The organism is Sneathiella sp. (genome assembly GCF_036844445.1).
Classification (GTDB): Bacteria; Pseudomonadota; Alphaproteobacteria; order Sneathiellales; family Sneathiellaceae; genus Sneathiella.
The window spans coordinates 486,102-501,093 of the sequence record NZ_DAIUFV010000001.1 but is presented as its reverse complement, the minus strand read 5'-3'; the positions used below and the strand labels follow the sequence as shown (position 1 = coordinate 501,093).

Here is a 14,992-nt window from a genome sequence, read left to right as displayed (position 1 = left end):
GAATGCAGATAAGCGCACAGAAAGGGGCGATTGACTTGCCAAGCCGCGCCTCCTACGCTGCCGGGCGGAGCGCTCTCACGTTAAAGGATAATAAGAATGCAGAAACAGTCCTGCCTTGTCATCGGAGCCGGTGACGCGACCGGTGGCGCCATTGCCCGGCGTTTCGCCCGCGAAGGGTTCGAAACCTGTCTCGTCCGCCGGGCGCGCCATATCGACGCTCTTGAAGCCCTTGCGGACAGCATCCGGAGCGATGGCGGCAACGCCCACGCATTCGGCGTCGATGCGCGCGAGGAAGACGAGATGGTCGATCTTTTTGCGAAGATCGAGCGCGACATCGCGCCGCTCGACGTTGTCGTTTTCAACATCGGCGGCAATGTGCATTTCCCGATTACCGAGATGACGGCGCGGGTCTATCGCAAGGTCTGGGAGATGAGCTGCTTTGCCGGCTTTCTGACCGGGCGGGAGGCGGCGAAAGTCATGCTTCCGCGCGGCCGGGGAACGATCCTCTTTACCGGCGCGACCGCATCCATCCGCGGCGGCGCAGGCTTCTCCGCCTTTGCCGGGGCGAAGCATGGCCTGCGCGCGCTTGCCCAAAGCCTCGCCCGCGAACTCGGCCCGCAGGGCATTCACGTCGCCCATGTGATCATCGACGGGGCGATCGACACCGCCTTTATCAAGGAGAGGTTTCCCGAGCGCTACGCCCTTCGCGAACAGGACGGCATTCTCCGGCCTGAGGAGATTGCCGAGACCTACTGGCAGCTTCACCGTCAGCACCGGAGCGCCTGGACGTTCGAGATGGACCTCCGCCCCTGGATGGAGAAGATGGCGTAAGGCCTTGCTCAGCCGAGACCTTTCCAGTCCACCCAGCGGCCGTGATAATCGGCGCGCCCGACAAGCCGCGTCGTCCCGCCGGGCCACAGGGTCAGCAGCAGGGCCGCACCCGGACGCCCGCCATCGCCTTCCATCTGCGCCCAGACAAGCGGCGCCTCTTCGCTTGCCCGCTCGCCCGCGGCGCGGATGAGGGCCGCCCCCTGGGCCTGCTTTTCAGCCGGAAAATACTGCCAGGCGATGGTGCTGTAGACGACATGGGCAAACCCCGGCATCGGCGTCGCAAGACGGCGGCCGAGCCAGTCAATCGCATCGCACTTCTCAACGCGAATGTCCTTGCTCGCCGCGATATCAAACGCCGCCCGCGTCCGCGCCAGCCGGTCCGGTTGATCTGGCCAGATGAAGGAGAGCATGCGCTCGCGATCGTCCGTCGCCGACGGATCAACGGGAAGCAGGTCGCAGCCGGCCCGCGCCGCTATATCAAGCGCAAGCCCTGCCGCCGCCCTGCCGCGCCATTTCGGGCGGATACGGACGGGCGAAGCAATATCGCCCCAGCTTTGCGCGCCAAGCGTGATGCGATAGGAATCGAGAAACAGATTGAGCCCGGCGCTCGCCCCGACCTCAGACAGAACAAGCGGCAGCCCCGTCCGTTGCTGCACCTCAAGAAACATCGGCAGGAGCGCGGCGGAGCGGCGGACTTCATTGGTTTGCGGCGGGCCGTCCAGGCGATGCAGGATAAAGGCTTCCTCGATCCGCAAGACCTCTTCCACGAGCTCCCAGAACGCGTCATCGCTGACCTCCGCATCGGCCGGCGGATAGAGCGCGGCAAGCGCATCGTTTCGCTTGGCGAGCACCAGCGCGTGCAATGCGCCGGCAAGGCGAAGCGGGACCGAGTCGCCGACCGCCGAGGGGTCGCCCGGCCAGCCGAGGATCCGTGTCCCGACGGCCCCGGCCTGCCCCAGTCGCTCGCCGGCAAGGCGGCAAAGCCGGGCGGTAAAGGGCGATCCCAGCGTCTCGCAGGCGATCGCCTGATGAAGAAACGCGGTGCAGACACGGGCGGCAGTCATGACGGCTCCTTTCGCTCATGCAGCAGGGTGGCAAGGAAGAGAACAAGACACAAAGCCAGGAAAGCAAAAGACGCGAGGGGCGTCCAGTCGATCCCGAACGTCACGGCGACGAAACGCGACACCGAGGAGCCGGCCGAGATGCCGAGATAGAGCGCCGATGCATGCAGGGCGAGCAGCAGGCTCCGCTTCTCGGGGTCGATATTGGCGATGCGCTGCTGCTGCGGCGAGTGAAACATCATGCCGCAGGCCGCCCAGATCGCAATGCCGAGGAACGCCAGCCAGATCACCGGTCCGATCGCCCAGATGATCAGATAGCCGACGCCGACGCCGATCAGGCTGATGGTGATGATCTTCGTCGTCCCCATCCGGTCGGAGAGCCAGCCCGCGATGACATTCCCGAGCACGCCGTGCACGCCGTAGAACAGCAGAACCACGCCGATCATCGCCTCCGCCATGCCAAATTTCTCCGACATCAGCGGCGCAATCAGCGCGTAAATGCAGAAGGAGGCGGTCATCTGCAGGAAGGTGACGAGGACGGCGGAGCCGGAGCGAAAGCGAAGCAGCGCCTCGAGGATACTGTACAGCCTGAGCGGCGCGCCCTTCTGGCGATCTTTGACGAGCAGTCGCACCCCGACGAGGCAGGCGAGCGTCAGCCCGGCGAGCAGCGCCATCACCTGCCGCCACTCCATGACCGTGCCGAGCCAGGCGGACATCGGCGTGCCGAGAACCGTCGCGAAGGTGAGCCCCGCGAAGACAATACCGATGGCACGGCCCTGCTGTTCGGGCGCCGAAAGCCCGGCGCCGATGGCCGAGCACATCGGGCTGATCGCCGCGGCGCCGAAGCCCATCAGCGCGCGCGCCGCAAACAATGTCCAGAAATTGGGCGAGAGCGCCGAGAGGACAAGGCCGCCGGCGAGGATCACAAGCCCGCCCGAGAGAATGGTGAAGCGCGAGAAGCGGCTGAAAAAGACCTGCATCAGCGGCGCGGAAAAGGCGAAGGTGAGCGCGAACACCGTCATCAGATAGGCAATATCCGTCGGCGGCACATCAAGGCCGCCGGAGATCTGCCAGGTCAGCGCGATCACCGAAAGGCTGGAGGTTCCCACGATAAAATAGGCGGTGCTCAGCGAGATCAGCGCCCAGAGGGGGAATGGCTGTTTTATTATTGTTGTTTTCATTTACGCCAGACTAGCAAATGCCGCCTCGCCGACCTAGCCGCAAATCGCGCTGCATCCCGGATTGCTCCGCGCAAGCCAATCGCACCGGCCGGCCGAAGGCGATCTCCTAGTTAAGGACGGACGCAGCGGAAAGCAATGCCTAAATCGCAAGGCCCGCACCGGCCCGCGCCCCACAGCTTGGCGGCCGGCATCCGCGGCCAAAGCCTCGGCGGGCATAATTCTTATTTTCACCGGGTGAATGGTAGGCGCTACAGGATTCGAACCTGTGACCCGCTGATTAAGAGTCAGCTGCTCTACCAACTGAGCTAAGCGCCCACAAGAGGGATAACCTGTCGTGGTGACCGGGCGGAGCCTGCGGCCTTTCGTTCAGGAAAGCGAGGGCGCCTCCCCGTCGGGTGCGATTGTTTAACACAGGACGAACAGGCCGACAAGTACGGAAACACGATAAAATCGCTCGGGATGAAAATTTTCAAAAGCGCTATCGCTTTCCCGGAATATCGATATCGCGGTGGATATAAACGCTCATCACCAGGCCGAAACTGATCAGCAGCGTCAGCATCGATGTCCCGCCGTAGGAGATGAGCGGCAGCGGCACGCCGACCACCGGCACCAGCCCCATCACCATCGCCACATTGATGAACACATAGAGAAAGAAGACACCCGTCAGGCCGATGGCCAGCAGCTTGCCGAAATGATTGCGCGAGCGGTAGGCGATGGCGTAGCCATAGGCGATCAGCAGCACGTAAAGCGCAAACAGCAACAGCGCGCCGACCATGCCGAACTCCTCGGCCAGCATGCTGAAGATAAAATCGGTGCGCATCTCCGGTAGATAGTTGAGATGGCTCTGCGTCCCCTGCAACAGCCCCTTGCCAAAGACCCCGCCGGAGCCGAGGGCAATCTTCGACTGCATGATATGATAGCCCGCGCCGAGCGGATCATTCTCGGGGTTGAGAAAGGTGAGAACGCGCTTTTTCTGGTAGTCATGCAGGAACTGGAAAGCGAAAAACGCGCCCGGGATGGCGATGCCGGCCAGCAGCGCAAACTTCCAGAGCCGGACCCCGGCGGCAAAAAAGACGATCCCCGCCCCGGCCGCGAGCAGCAGCGCAGTGCCGAGATCGGGCTGGCGCAGCACCAGGGCGACCGGCATGATCACCAGCAGCACCGGCACAACCAGCCAGCGGATGCGCCGCGTATCCTCAAGCCCGATATTGTGAAAATACCGGGCAAGCGCGAGGATAATGGCGATCTTCATCACTTCCGATGGCTGGATATGGAACGGCCCGAGGTCGATCCAGCGGCGCGCACCCATCCCGATATGGCCCATCACCTCGACGGCGCCCAGAAGCGCGAGCGCAAAGAAATAGGCCGGATAGGCGAGCTTGAGAAATATCCGCACGTCGATGAGGGCAATCGCGAACATCAGGGAAAGCCCTATGGCGAAGCGTAACATCTGGCGCGACGCCCAGGGCTCAATACTGCCGTTCGCCGCCGAATAGAGCATCAGGAAGCCGATCGAGGCGGTTGCGCAGATCAGCAGCACGAAGCCCCAGTTGATATCCCAGAGCTTTTGCGTCAGCGGAATGGAGACGTTCTTCTGGCCGAGTTCCCTAAGCATCGCTCTCTCCACTCCCGCGGCGGCCGGCGACGTCATAACTCGGCCGGCGCAGCGGATCGAGCCGCAGCGCTTCCTGCAGCAGGTCGCGGGCAATCGGCGCCGCAACCGTCGATCCGCTGCCGCCATGCTCGACAATTACCGAGACGGCATAGCGCGGATCGTCATAGGGGGCATAGCCGACGAACAGCGCATGGTCGCGCTCCTCCCACGGCTTTTCATCGGACTTGCGCACGCCCTCGACACGCTCCTTGCGGGTGATGCGGCGAACCTGCGCGGTGCCGGTCTTGCCGGCCATCTCCCAGCCTTCGACCTCGATGCGGGCGGCGCGCGCGGTTCCGCGCGGCCCGTTCATCACCTTGTTCATCCCTTCCAGCACGACCCTGAGCGATCGCGGGCTGACGCCGAGATCAGGCATCTCGGTCGGGTTCTCGGGCGGTTTTGTCGCGCCGTCAGCGCCCTCCCCGGCAACCGACCGGACAAGGCGCGGCTTCACCTTCTTGCCGCCATTGGCAAGGCGCGCGGTCATCACCGCGAGCTGGAGCGGCGTTGACAGCACATAGCCCTGCCCGATCCCGGTGTTATATGTCTCGCCGACCTGCCAGCTTGTGCCCTGAACCGCCTGCTTCCAGGCGCGCGTCGGGACAAGCCCTTTGCGCTCGCCGAGGATGTCGATATCGAGCATCTCGCCAAGGCCGAAGCGCTGCGCCATTTCGGCGATTTTATCGACGCCGACTTTGCGGGCGATCTCGTAAAAATAGACGTCGCAGGACTGCGCGATGGCCTCTTCCATATCCATCCAGCCGTGCCCGCCGCGCCGCCAGCAATGGAAGCGATGCTTGCCAAGTTCGGTATGGCCGCTGCAAAAGACCCGCTGGCCGGGCGTCGTCACCCCTTCCTCGAGCGCCGCGAGGGCGACGACCATCTTGAAGGTCGAGCCCGGCGGATACTGGCCGCTGATCGCCTTGTTGCCGAGCGGGCGCATCGGATTTTCGATCAGCTCCTTCCACTCGGCCGAGCTGATGCCGCCGGCAAAGGCATTGGGATCGAAGGACGGGACGGAGACCATGGCGAGGATATCGCCGGTGTGGATATCCATCACGACGGCGGCGGCGCTTTCCTTACCCATGCGGCGCACGGCAAAGTCCTGCAGCTCGACATCGATCGTCAGCACCGCGTCATTGCCGGCGACGCCTTCCTGTCGGGTCAGCTCCCGGATGACGCGGCCATAGGCGTTGACCTCGACACGGCTCAGGCCCGCACTGCCACGCAGCGCCTGATCGTAATATTTCTCGATCCCGCTTTTGCCGATGCGGAATTCCGGCAGTTCGAGCAGCGGATCATATTCCAGATTCTGCAGATCTTTTTCCGAGACCGCGCCGACATAGCCGACGATATGGGCGAACATCTTATCGTACGGATAGTGGCGGGTTGATCCCACATCCATCTGGATACCCGGCAGCGACGGGCTGTTGACATTGATGCGGGCGAACTGCTCCCACGTCAGGTTATCGACAACGGGGATCGGCACGAAGCTGCGCTTGCGCTTCACTTCCTTCATGACCCGCTCGCGATCGATCAGGTCCTCGGAAATAAATTCCGCGAGCGCATCGAGCGTCGCGTCGATACTCTGCGTCTGTTCGGGGATAAGGACGACGCGATAGTTCTGCCGGTTTCCTGCAACTTCCCGCCCGAAGCGGTCGATGATCCGCCCGCGAAGCGGCGGCAGAAGCCGGATGTTGATGCGATTCTCATCGGCCATCATGGCATACTGATCGGCGTGCAGCACCTGGAGATAATAGAGCCGGCCCGCCAGCGCCGACATCAGCGCCGCCTGCCCCCCCGCCAGCATCAGCGCGCGGCGGGAAAAGACGCGGCCCTTCTCCTTGTGCTGATCGCCCGCCATTACGTCAACCTCAGGAGGTTGTTCTGCAGGAGGCCGAAGCCAAAGGCGAGCAGCGGGAAAATCAGCAGCGACAGTGCATACTGGATCAGCACCGGCGCCAGCGGCAGGAGCGAGAGCGAATAGAGGCAGACGATCAGCCAGCCGGCAATCGCCGCGATCAGCGCGATCAGCGCATAGCCGAACCAGGAGAGCACGAAGGATTTACCGATAAAAATCCGCCGCTGCGAGAGCGTCACGCCATGCACCAGGAGCAGCATCAGCGAGGTCAGGCCAAGCGGTGCGCCGGTCAGGAAATCAAACAGGATGCCGAGCAGGAAACAGAGCGGCGCCCCCATCAGATAGGGCCGGTGAATGCTCCAGTAAAAGACCGAAATGGTGAGCAGCGACGGGGTGATAATGCCGAAACCGCTGATCCCCGTCGGCACCACCGCCAGCAGCGCCATCAGAACGGCCAGCGCAAAGGGAACGCTGCCGCGCAGTAACCTGTTAAACTGATAGACGAGGTTCGCGGTCACTTCGCATCCAATCTGCTTTCGCCAAGGTCACCGGGATTTTCTTCCGGGCTGCTCATGCCGGGCAGATCGTAGCGCAGGACGCTGACATATTCGAGCCGGCTCCAGTCGGCATAGGGCTGGACGCGTATTTCCCTCTTGTCGACGGAGGACACGAAGCCGATCGGCCGCCCGGCCGGCAGCATCCCGCCATCCCCGGAGGTGACGACCCGATCACCCGGCGCGACCGTTGCCGTACTCGGGAGGAATTCGAGCAGCGGCACGGCCGAGTTGTCGCCGACGAGGATGCCCTTGTGGCGGGACTTCTCCAGCACCACGGGAATGCGCGAGTTGATATCGGTGATCAGAAGCACGCGCGCCGAGCGATCGCCAACTGCCGCAATCCGGCCGATCAGCCCGAGCGGGGCGACGACCGCCTGCCCGAGACGGACGCCTTCGCGCTGTCCGGCATTGAGAAGCAGCGTGCGGACGAAGGGCCCGCCGCTATCGCCCACCACACGCGCCGTGATCGGCAGCACCAGCGGATCTGAGAGGGCATTCAGGAGCTGGCGGAAATTTTCGTTTTCCTGCTCGAGCGCGCGGCCCGCGGCCTGCCATTTGAGCAGCCGGGCGTTTTCTTCACGCAGGCGCTCGTTTTCCTCGATCAGGCTGGCAAGGCTTCGCACCTTCGCAACCGCATTGTGAAAGGCGCTGACCGGTTCGGAAATGGTTGTCAGCACCGGCGCGAGGATATCGGTGGTCGCCATGCGCAGGCGCTCCACGGCCGCGATATTGGCCTTGCCGATAAAGAGAAGCGCAACTGCGAGGGAAACGAGCGCGAGAAAGGCAAAGCGCTGAATGATCGTCTTCAGCGGCCATGCCAATTTGAATATATTTCCCTGCCGTGGCGCCATTCAGCTCAACTTTTTTTAGGTTCGGAAAGCCAATCGGTTCCTCGCCCGTCAGACTTCACCGCTCAGAACGTGACGCAGCGTCTTGATTTCCTCAAGGGCGCGCCCGGTGCCGATGGCAACGCAGGAGAGCGGCTCTTCCGCGATGGAGACAGGCAGGCCAGTCGCCTGCCGCAGCACATGATCGAAATTGCCGAGAAGCGAGCCGCCGCCGGTGAGAATGATACCCTTGTCGACGATATCGGCGGCAAGTTCCGGCGCGGTGTGCTCAAGCGCGACCTTTACCGCCTCGATGATCGCCCCGACCGGTTCGGCGAGGCTTTCGGCAATCTGCCGCTGGCTGATAATCAGTTCTTTGGGAACGCCGTTCATCAGGTCGCGGCCGCGGATCTCCAGCGTTTCCCCCTCCCCGTCCTCCGGCGCGCAGGCCGAGCCGACGAGCTTCTTGATCCGCTCCGCCGAGCTTTCGCCGACGAGCAGGTTATGATTGCGGCGGATATAGGCGATGATCGCCTCATCCATCTTGTCGCCGCCGACGCGGACGCTTTTCGAATAGACAATGCCACCGAGCGAGAGGACAGCAACTTCCGTCGTGCCGCCGCCGATATCGACGACCATCGAGCCCGTCGGCTCGGTTACGGGGAGACCGGCGCCGATTGCAGCGGCCATCGGCTCATCGATCAGGATCGCCTGGCGGGCGCCGGCATTCTCGGCGGCTTCCTTGATGGCTTTACGCTCGACCGCCGTGGAGCCGGAGGGAACGCAGATGATGACCAGCGGCCGCGCGAAGCTGCGGCGGCGGTGCACCTTGTGAATGAAGTGGCGGATCATCTCCTCGGCGATCTCGAAATCGGCAATGACCCCGTCGCGGAGCGGCCGGATCGCTTCGATATTCCCGGGCGTGCGGCCGAGCATCATCTTCGCTTCATCGCCCACCGCAAGAACCTGCTTCTTGCCCTTGCTGTGGAGGATCGCCACGACTGACGGCTCATTCAGGACAATACCCCGGCCCTTGACATAGACCAGCGTGTTCGCGGTTCCAAGGTCAATGGCCATATCGGCTGACATCCAGCCGAGCAATCCGTTAAACATTAAACTGCCTCACATACCCGTTTGAGAGCCCGTCCTTGGCCCCGTGAATTACGATCGAACCTGCGCCCAACATTCGATAGCTGACGAGGCCGGACAGTGACTGTCCCGTCGCCTTCATGCCGACACGCTGACTGTTTTGCTGCCCCGATGCGGGCCCAGGACCCGGACAAAGCAGCGTTTCGCCGTTATCGCAGAAGATAGTTAACATTTTCCCACCATCCGCGCACAAATATGATTTTTGTCAATTTCAGGCAACTGATTTGTAAATCAGAAGCGGCGATTAAGCAAACATGATTAACCATAATTTCGGGCGGGAAAAGGATTATCTTTCAGTCAATAAACAAACAACCGTGACTCCGCTGCAAATGAAAAAAGCCGACACAGCGGCCGGCTTTTTATCTTTTTACTGCATTACATGCGAGCGTTAGTTTTTCGCCTTGTCAACCAGACGGTTGGCCGCAATCCACGGCATCATGGCGCGAAGACGGGCACCGACTTCCTCGATCTGATGCGCATCGGCACGGGCGCGCATGGCCTTGAAGCTGGTCTGGCGGGCGCGGTTTTCCAGCATCCAGTCGCGGGTGAAGCGGCCGGACTGAATGTCATCGAGAATCCGCTTCATTTCCGCCTTGGTCTGCGACGTCACAACGCGCGGGCCCGATACATATTCGCCGAACTCCGCCGTGTTGGAGATCGAGTAGTTCATGTTGGCGATGCCGCCTTCATAGATCAGGTCAACGATCAGCTTGACTTCATGCAGGCATTCGAAATAGGCCATTTCCGGCGCGTAACCGGCTTCGACCAGCGTCTCAAAGCCGGCGCGGATCAGCTCAACCAGGCCGCCGCAGAGAACCGCCTGCTCACCGAAGAGGTCGGTCTCGCACTCTTCCTTGAAGGTCGTCTCGATAATGCCGGCGCGACCGCCGCCGATGGCGGAGGCATAGGAAAGCGCGATGTCGAGCGCATTGCCCGAGGCGTCCTGATGGACCGCAACGAGGCAGGGCACGCCGCCGCCACGGAGATATTCACCGCGCACCGTGTGGCCGGGGCCTTTCGGCGCGATCATGAAAACATCCATATCGGCGCGGGGCACGATCAGGTTGAAGTGGACGTTGAGGCCATGCGCGAAGACAAGCGCCGCGCCTTCCTTCATGTTCGGCGCGAGCTCCTCTTCATAGATGTCCGCCTGCAGCTCGTCCGGCGTCAGCATCATGATCACGTCGCCCCATTTCGCCGCTTCGGCCGGCGTCATCACCTTGAGGCCCGAGGCTTCCGCCTTGGCGGCAGAGGAGGACGCGGCGCGGAGGGCGACAGCCACATCCTTGACACCGGAATCTTTCAGGTTGTTGGCATGGGCATGGCCCTGGCTGCCATAGCCGACGATGACAACTTTCTTGCCCTTGATCAGATTAACATCGGCGTCGCTGTCGTAATAAACCCGCATTTTCGTCTTTTCCTTCTTAAAATAGATATCAGATTGTCGCTCAAATCACATCGGTGCCGCGGCGCAGCGCAACCACGCCCGTCCGGCAGACTTCGGCCTTGCCAAGCGGCTCCATCAACGCGATGAAGGCCCGCACCTTGTCAGGGACGCCCGTCACTTCGAACACAAAGGAATCCTCGGTCGTATCGACGGCGCGGGCGCGGAAGATATCCGCCATGCGCAGCGCCTCGACCCGCTTCTCGCCCTTGCTGATCACTTTCACAAGCGCCATTTCCCGCTCCACGCTCGGCCCGTCGGAGGTGAGGTCCGCGACTTTATGCACCGGCACGAGACGGTTGAGCTGCGCCTTGATCTGCTCGATCACCATGGCGGTGCCGCTGGTGACGATGGTGATGCGCGACAGGTTGGCCTGCTGGTCGACACGGGCCACCGTCAGGCTTTCAATGTTATATCCGCGCCCCGAGAACAGGCCGACCACCCGCGCCAGCACGCCGAACTCATTATCGACAAGGACGGATATGGTGTGGCGAAATATCTCGTTATCTTCAGTCATTATCCGGACACCCCCTTGCAAGTGCGGGCCTTTTGTAAACCAGCATTCGCGTTAAATCTACAGCTTTTCAACGAAACAAACGCGATCAGACCAGTGACAGCCCGTCAGTGGTGACCTTGGGTCCGCTGCCCTCTTCCTCATCGCCGAGCAGCATCTCGTTATGCGCGGCGCCCGAGGGGACCATAGGGAACACATTCTCCGCTTTGTCCACCAGCATATCGACGACGACCGGCCCCTTGATCGCGATCATCTCGCGGATGCAGTCGTCGACCTTGGCGGGATCGGAGCAGCGAAGGCCCGTCGCGCCGAAGGCTTCCGCCAGCTTGACGAAATCGGGCAGGCTTTCCATGTAGCTTTCCGAATAGCGCCCGCCGTGCAGCAGCTCCTGCCACTGGCGCACCATGCCCATATATTCATTGTTGAGGATGAACACCTTGACCGGCAAGCGGTACTGCAGGACCGTCGAGAGTTCCTGGATATTCATCATGATCGAGGCTTCGCCGGCGATATCGACGACGAGCGCATCCGGATGCGCGATCTGCACGCCCATCGCGGCCGGCAGGCCATAGCCCATGGTGCCGAGGCCGCCTGACGTCATCCAGCGGTTCGGCTCCTCGAACTGCATATACTGCGCCGCCCACATCTGGTGCTGCCCGACTTCCGTGGTGAAATAGCGATCCATGTCGCGGGTCAGCTCGTTCAGGCGGCTCAGCGCATACTGCGGCTTGATCAGCTTGCCCTTCTGCTCGAACTTGAGACAGTTGCGGCCACGCCATTCATCGATCTGCGCCCACCATTTCTTCAGCGCCGCCTTGTTGTCGGCCCGGTGCGTTTCCGATTTCCAGACCTTGATCATGTCTTCGAGGACATGCGCGACATCACCGACAATCGGGATATCAACTGGGACGTTCTTGTTGATGGAAGAGGGATCGATATCAATATGGATCTTCTTGGAATTCGGCGAGAAGGCATCGAGGCGACCGGTAATGCGGTCATCGAAGCGCGCGCCGATGCAGACCATGACATCGCAGTCATGCATCGCATGGTTGGCTTCATAGGTGCCGTGCATGCCGAGCATGCCGAGGAACTGCTTGTCGGACGCCGGATAGGCGCCAAGCCCCATCAGCGTGTTGGTTATCGGATAGCCGGTCAGCCGAACGAACTGGGTCAAAAGCTGCGAGGCTTTGGGGCCCGAGTTGATAACGCCGCCGCCGGTATAGAAAATCGGCTTTTTCGCGCCGGCGATCAGCTTGACCGCGGCCTTGATCGCTTTCAGATCGCCCTTTAGCTGCGGCTGATAGCTCTTGTGCTTGACGAGCGTCGGCGGCAGATAGGTTCCGGTCGCGAGCTGGACATCCTTCGGCAGATCGATCACGACGGGACCCGGCCGACCGTTGGTCGCGACAAAAAACGCCTCATGCATGGTGCGGGCGAGATCGTTTGCGCTCTTGACAAGATAGTTGTGCTTGGTCACGGGGCGCGTGATGCCGACGGTATCGGCTTCCTGAAAGGCATCGTTGCCGATCATATGCGTCGCGACCTGCCCGGTCAGGCAGATCAGCGGAATGCTGTCCATCAGCGCATCGGCAAGGCCGGTGACTGCGTTGGTCGCGCCGGGGCCGGAGGTGACCAGAACGACGCCCGGTTTCCCCGTCGAGCGGGCATAGCCTTCCGCCGCGTGAACCGCGCCGCCTTCCTGGCGGACCAGAACATGGCGGATGCTGTTTTCCTTGAACAGCACATCATAGAGCGGTAGCACAGCGCCCCCAGGATACCCGAAAATCACCTCGACGCCCTGATCCTTCAGCGCCTTGATTACGATTTCTGCTCCTGTCATTTCCTGGTTCGCCATCTGCCTATTCCTGATCCATGATTGGCTGTCGTCAAAAAAACCGATGAAAAAAAAGCGCCCGGCGCAATACCGGGCGTCCTCAGCAACCCCTGTAGGTATGGCTGCAACACTGGAACCTAGTCGCTCAACCGCCGTTCGTCAACAAAAATCGCCGAATAAATGGAAAGAAATCCGCTTTCAAACTTTCCAAATCTTGCGCAGAAGAGCGATTTGCTTCGCACATCTTATTTCGCACCCACGTCATCTGCCGTTTTGCGTAGCGGCGCGTCAGCATCTTGATCCGCGCCCTGGCGATATCCGCATCAAGCGCTCCCGCAAGCACGGCCATCAACTCGGGAACGCCGAGCGCTTTCATCGCCGGAAGCGCGGGATCGAGGCCGCGTGCCGTGAGCGCCCGCACCTCCTCGAGCGCGCCGCCCTCCTCCAGCATCCAGTCGAGACGGGCCTCGATGCGGGCGTAGAGCCAGGCGCGATCGGGGAGAAGCGCGAGATGCAGCCGCGGCCCTTCGAGGATGCTCCCCGCGGGTGCCCGCCGCTGCCAGTCGGTGAGCGGCACACCCGTCTCCTCGACTACCTCGAGTGCGCGCAAAAGTCGCTGCGTATCGCCAACATTGAGGCGCGCGGCCATCTCGGGATCCTTCGCGGTCAGCATCGCGTGGATGACCTCGTTCCCCGCCTCGCGCTGCAATTCCCGGAGCCGGTCCCGCACGTCTTTCGAGATCTCGGGAATTTCCGCAATGCCATTAGTCAGGATATCGAAATAAAGCCCGGTGCCGCCGACAACGATGGGAAGTTTCCCCGCCGCCTTTGCCGCCCGGATCTCGTCCAGCGCCATATCGCGCCAGCGCGCGGCGTTGCAGTCATCGGCCGGATCGAGGATGCCATAAAGCCGGTGCGGCACGCGGGCCTCTTCGCCTGCGCTCGGACGCGCAGTCAGAACGCGAAGGCCGCTGTAAATCTGCATGCTGTCCGCATTGATGATGACACCGTCAAATTCCTCTGCTATGGCAATGGCGAGCGCGGATTTGCCGCTCGCGGTCGGCCCTGCAAGAAGGATTGTGCCCGCTTGCCGGCGTTCCGCCGTCATGTTGTTATCCATCAGGGACTGCTGCCTCGAACAATGATAGAAAATTCGGTTCTCACCCTCGTCGCCGATCATACAGCCGGCACGGCATTGCGCAATCTTTCCGAAACGGCCCGCCGCGTCCTTGCCAACGCGGGTGCTGCGGTTGACGGCCCCGACTGGCTGAAAGACGATCACGCTGTTGATCTCCCGTTCGGCGGCCTCGCCCTTGACGCGGCAAAAGCGGCGATTGAGGCGGCGGCGCTGCCAGCGGGCGTTGACTATTGCGTGCAGGAGGCGGAAGGCCGCCGCAAGAAGCTGTTCCTCGCCGATATGGACAGCACCATGATCACCATCGAGTGCATTGACGAGCTTGCCGATTTCGCCGGGCTGAAAGCCGAAGTCTCCGCGATCACCGAGCAGGCCATGCAGGGCAAGCTCGAATTCACCGACGCTTTTCGCGCCCGCGTCAAAATGTTGACGGGGCTTCGCGAGGAGGTGCTGCAACAGGTCTATGACGAGCGCGTCGTGATGACGGCGGGCGCGAGAACGCTGGTGCAGACGCTGCGGGCGAATGGCTGCTACACGGCGCTCGTCTCCGGCGGCTTCACCTTCTTCACCTCGCGCGTCCGGGAGGCGCTTGGCTTTCATATGGATATGAGCAATGAGCTTCTGTTTGAAAACGGGACACTCACTGGCGCGGCCAAAGAGCCGATCCTCAATTCCGCCGCCAAGCTCGCGACGCTCGAGCGGCTGATTGTCGAGAAGAATATTCCGCGCCGCGAGACGCTGGCGATCGGCGACGGGGCCAATGATATTCCGATGATCGAGGCGGCGGGCCTCGGCGTCGCCTTCCATGCCAAGGAAAAGGCGGCGAAGGCCGCCGATGCCAACATCCGCTACGGCGATCTCACCACGCTTCTCTATTTCCAGGGCTACCGCGAGAGCGACTTCGTCGGCTGAGCCCGGCGGCGAACGTGAAAATTAAAAATGGC

13 protein-coding genes and 1 tRNA gene are annotated in these 14,992 nt (G+C 61.9%); 2 read left to right on the top strand and 12 right to left on the bottom strand.

The window, feature by feature from the left end; all coding sequences use genetic code 11:
- Positions 1 to 96 precede the first annotated feature (96 nt).
- A complete protein-coding gene (locus tag V7Z56_RS02330; protein WP_334127732.1) occupies positions 97 to 831 on the top strand; it encodes an SDR family oxidoreductase in 735 nt (244 codons plus the stop codon).
- 8 nt (positions 832 to 839) lie between these two features.
- On the opposite strand, the gene V7Z56_RS02325 is transcribed toward V7Z56_RS02330, so the two are convergent.
- The 12 genes from V7Z56_RS02325 to miaA form a co-directional block, all read right to left on the bottom strand.
- Entirely contained in the window at positions 840 to 1,895 is a 1,056-nt protein-coding gene (locus V7Z56_RS02325) for a DUF2332 domain-containing protein (protein ID WP_334127731.1), read from the bottom strand.
- Positions 1,892 to 3,073, bottom strand: coding sequence for an MFS transporter (locus V7Z56_RS02320; protein ID WP_334127730.1), 1,182 nt, complete (start codon positions 3,071 to 3,073; stop codon positions 1,892 to 1,894). The genes V7Z56_RS02325 and V7Z56_RS02320 overlap by 4 nt, the downstream gene beginning before the upstream one ends.
- A gap of 239 nt (positions 3,074 to 3,312) precedes the next feature.
- A tRNA-Lys gene (locus V7Z56_RS02315) sits at positions 3,313 to 3,388 on the bottom strand.
- 163 nt (positions 3,389 to 3,551) lie between these two features.
- Positions 3,552 to 4,688: a rod shape-determining protein RodA gene (gene rodA / locus V7Z56_RS02310; RefSeq protein WP_334127729.1), complete on the bottom strand. Its 1,137-nt coding sequence runs from the start codon at positions 4,686 to 4,688 to the stop codon at positions 3,552 to 3,554.
- Positions 4,681 to 6,591: a penicillin-binding protein 2 gene (gene mrdA / locus V7Z56_RS02305; protein WP_334127728.1), complete on the bottom strand. Its 1,911-nt coding sequence runs from the start codon at positions 6,589 to 6,591 to the stop codon at positions 4,681 to 4,683. The genes rodA and mrdA overlap by 8 nt, the downstream gene beginning before the upstream one ends.
- Positions 6,591 to 7,106 carry a rod shape-determining protein MreD gene (mreD, locus tag V7Z56_RS02300; RefSeq protein WP_334127727.1) on the bottom strand — a complete coding sequence of 172 codons (516 nt, stop codon included), beginning with the start codon at positions 7,104 to 7,106 and terminating at the stop codon, positions 6,591 to 6,593. Before mreD ends, mrdA begins: the two co-directional genes overlap by 1 nt.
- Positions 7,103 to 7,966, bottom strand: coding sequence for a rod shape-determining protein MreC (mreC, locus tag V7Z56_RS02295; protein WP_334127726.1), 864 nt, complete (start codon positions 7,964 to 7,966; stop codon positions 7,103 to 7,105). The genes mreD and mreC overlap by 4 nt, the downstream gene beginning before the upstream one ends.
- 78 nt (positions 7,967 to 8,044) lie before the next feature.
- Positions 8,045 to 9,085: a rod shape-determining protein gene (locus tag V7Z56_RS02290; RefSeq protein WP_334127725.1), complete on the bottom strand. Its 1,041-nt coding sequence runs from the start codon at positions 9,083 to 9,085 to the stop codon at positions 8,045 to 8,047.
- A gap of 424 nt (positions 9,086 to 9,509) precedes the next feature.
- Positions 9,510 to 10,529: a ketol-acid reductoisomerase gene (gene ilvC / locus V7Z56_RS02285; protein ID WP_334127724.1), complete on the bottom strand. Its 1,020-nt coding sequence runs from the start codon at positions 10,527 to 10,529 to the stop codon at positions 9,510 to 9,512.
- A 40-nt stretch (positions 10,530 to 10,569) separates the two neighbouring features.
- Entirely contained in the window at positions 10,570 to 11,082 is a 513-nt protein-coding gene (ilvN, locus tag V7Z56_RS02280) for an acetolactate synthase small subunit (RefSeq protein ID WP_334127723.1), read from the bottom strand.
- An 85-nt stretch (positions 11,083 to 11,167) separates the two neighbouring features.
- The gene (locus V7Z56_RS02275; protein WP_334127722.1) at positions 11,168 to 12,934 is read right to left on the bottom strand and encodes an acetolactate synthase 3 large subunit; all 1,767 of its coding nucleotides are present in this window, start codon (positions 12,932 to 12,934) and stop codon (positions 11,168 to 11,170) included.
- A gap of 124 nt (positions 12,935 to 13,058) precedes the next feature.
- A complete protein-coding gene (gene miaA / locus V7Z56_RS02270; protein ID WP_334127721.1) occupies positions 13,059 to 14,033 on the bottom strand; it encodes a tRNA (adenosine(37)-N6)-dimethylallyltransferase MiaA in 975 nt (324 codons plus the stop codon).
- Positions 14,034 to 14,054: 21 nt separating this feature from the next.
- Here miaA and serB point away from each other — a divergent pair, with 21 nt between their 5' ends.
- A complete protein-coding gene (gene serB, locus V7Z56_RS02265; protein ID WP_334127720.1) occupies positions 14,055 to 14,960 on the top strand; it encodes a phosphoserine phosphatase SerB in 906 nt (301 codons plus the stop codon).
- Positions 14,961 to 14,992 lie beyond the last annotated feature (32 nt).

Bases quoted from the DNA above. Each gene is read 5' to 3' on its own strand.
- V7Z56_RS02330 (WP_334127732.1), top strand. From the start codon at position 97: ATGCAGAAACAGTCCTGCCTTGTCATCGGAGCCGGTGACGCGACCGGT.
- V7Z56_RS02325 (WP_334127731.1), bottom strand. From the start codon at position 1,895: ATGACTGCCGCCCGTGTCTGCACCGCGTTTCTTCATCAGGCGATCGCC.
- V7Z56_RS02320 (WP_334127730.1), bottom strand. From the start codon at position 3,073: ATGAAAACAACAATAATAAAACAGCCATTCCCCCTCTGGGCGCTGATC.
- rodA (WP_334127729.1), bottom strand. From the start codon at position 4,688: ATGCTTAGGGAACTCGGCCAGAAGAACGTCTCCATTCCGCTGACGCAA.
- mrdA (WP_334127728.1), bottom strand. From the start codon at position 6,591: ATGGCGGGCGATCAGCACAAGGAGAAGGGCCGCGTCTTTTCCCGCCGC.
- V7Z56_RS02290 (WP_334127725.1), bottom strand. From the start codon at position 9,085: ATGTTTAACGGATTGCTCGGCTGGATGTCAGCCGATATGGCCATTGAC.
- ilvC (WP_334127724.1), bottom strand. From the start codon at position 10,529: ATGCGGGTTTATTACGACAGCGACGCCGATGTTAATCTGATCAAGGGC.
- ilvN (WP_334127723.1), bottom strand. From the start codon at position 11,082: ATGACTGAAGATAACGAGATATTTCGCCACACCATATCCGTCCTTGTC.
- V7Z56_RS02275 (WP_334127722.1), bottom strand. From the start codon at position 12,934: ATGGCGAACCAGGAAATGACAGGAGCAGAAATCGTAATCAAGGCGCTG.
- miaA (WP_334127721.1), bottom strand. From the start codon at position 14,033: ATGGATAACAACATGACGGCGGAACGCCGGCAAGCGGGCACAATCCTT.
- serB (WP_334127720.1), top strand. From the start codon at position 14,055: ATGATAGAAAATTCGGTTCTCACCCTCGTCGCCGATCATACAGCCGGC.